Below are 1,880 nucleotides of genomic sequence, written 5' to 3'. Positions count from 1 at the left end.
GAACGGCGTCCTGACGGGCTCCTGGGACTACGACGCCAACGGCAACCGCATCGGCGTCGACGGCGTGGCCAACGGCAGCTACGACGAGCAGGACCGCCTGCTCCAGTCCGACACACCGGCCCGGCCACGCCCGAGCGCGGCCATTGGCTATATCATCGACGGGCAGGATCGGCGCATCGGCAAGACCCGGGACGGTGAGCTGGTTCAGGGGTTCCTCTACAAGGATCAGCTCAACCCCATCGCCGAGCTGGACGGCGAGGGCAACCTCGTCTCGGTCTTCGTGTATGGCGACAAGGCCAACGTCCCGGCCTACCTGATCAAGATCGATCCCGAGACGCAGGAAGAGACCACCTACCGGATCCTCTCCGACCACCTCGGCAGCCCGCGGCTGATCGTCGCCGTCGAGACCGGGGCCGTCGTTCAGCGAATGGACTACGATGCCTGGGGTGTCGTCACGCGGGATACCAACCCGGGGTTCCAGCCGTTCGGGTTTGCTGGGGGGCTCTATGACTCAGAGACCGGGCTCGTGCGGTTTGGGGTGAGGGATTATGATCCCTATACCGGACGGTGGATGGGGAAGGATCCGATTGGTTTCAGAAGTGGCCCAAACTTCTATCAGTATGCCATGCAAGACCCAATGAATCTCATTGACCCAACGGGACTATATTCCGCCTGCGACAGATATTCAACACCAATAACGCCATGGCTGAATCGTGGTTTACCTCGCGAGATCTCGGCCACGGAATGGAAATATGATTGGAGCAAATTTCATACTCCAGAGGAACAGGTTGGCGGGGGTGGCCCCTTTGGCTTACTGATGGGAATCACCAACGCTTTCACTGGTCGCTTGAGTTGCGTTTACAGCAGGGAAGTAACCTACAGCCAGAGCACTTATCGCAGAATTCTAGTCTTTGAAATGTGTGCCTCCGACTGTGATTTGCACGCAGATTTCCATATAGATGAAGAAAGTAGTGAATCGCTATCCGAGAAAACAGAGACAGCTATACGCGCGTTCTTAGTTCCTGTCTTTTATTCCGGAAGCTACGACGGTCTGTGTATAAACTCTCCCTTGAGGCCGCGATGATTAGGCTAATTAGTTATCTCGCCACCCTGTTCTTTTTTATCCCAGGAAGCAGCGTTAGCGCCGACTTCGACGACTTTATTCGTCGGCACGAAATAGCTATGGAATGCTACTCGAACAGGGATTATCGTTGCGCGGTCGATCAATACGAAGGGACCTCTATAGAGTATAAAGACTATGTTATTTTGTTCAACAGCTACGCATTGCTTTGGGGCGAAACAAGAGAAGAAAAGTGGCGGATTCTTGGCTATGATTTAATTGATGAATACAGAATAGAAAAAAGCAAATTACGGCGCTATGATCTTCTTGCACCACTGCCGATGCTATTGGCTTTTGGCGATTGCGAGAGAGCCTATGAAATCATCGCTTATTATAATGCGGAGGATGCTTCTTCCAGGCGCGCTGGTTTTTCTGCCAGAAAACGTGCTTTTTTGGATAAAATTCTCTCCTTATTAAAGTCTAATAACTCTCCTTGCAACCAGGCAACCTTGGAGAAAATCATTGATCAAATGAACCGCCTAAATCGCCTTGAAAGAAACGATCCAGAGTGATTTCAGTGAGCAGGGTTCAGGGTTTTGAGTAGGCCGGGCACTCCCCGGACGGTAGGGCGACGTTTGTGTTCTCGGCAATTCCGGTGACAGTTTACTCAATGGCACGGGAAGCGGGGTCAGGTCTCGCATTGTATCATTTTCCCCGATACGCTATCAGGGGGAAAGGGGACAGTGCGGCCTGGCAAGGCCGCGTGTTCTAGCGGGTGTGACTCCCGCCTGGGTAATCGTGCGCCGCGAGCCCAGTATCG

The 1,880-nt window shown here is 53.4% G+C and carries 2 protein-coding genes; both read left to right on the top strand.

What is annotated here, in order from left to right:
* On the top strand, window positions 1-1,084 hold a 1,084-nt coding region (locus G3446_RS26535), incomplete at its 5' end, for an RHS repeat domain-containing protein (RefSeq protein WP_164456657.1).
* Window positions 1,081-1,632: a hypothetical protein gene (locus G3446_RS26530; RefSeq protein WP_164456656.1), complete on the top strand. Its 552-nt coding sequence runs from the start codon at window positions 1,081-1,083 to the stop codon at window positions 1,630-1,632. The genes G3446_RS26535 and G3446_RS26530, both read left to right, overlap by 4 nt.
* Window positions 1,633-1,880 lie beyond the last annotated feature (248 nt).

The organism is Thiorhodococcus minor (genome assembly GCF_010820565.1).
Classification (GTDB): Bacteria; Pseudomonadota; Gammaproteobacteria; order Chromatiales; family Chromatiaceae; genus Thiorhodococcus; species Thiorhodococcus minor.
This window is presented reverse-complemented; position numbering and strand designations above follow the sequence as displayed.

Bases quoted from the DNA above. Each gene is read 5' to 3' on its own strand.
- G3446_RS26530 (WP_164456656.1), top strand. From the start codon at position 1,081: ATGATTAGGCTAATTAGTTATCTCGCCACCCTGTTCTTTTTTATCCCA.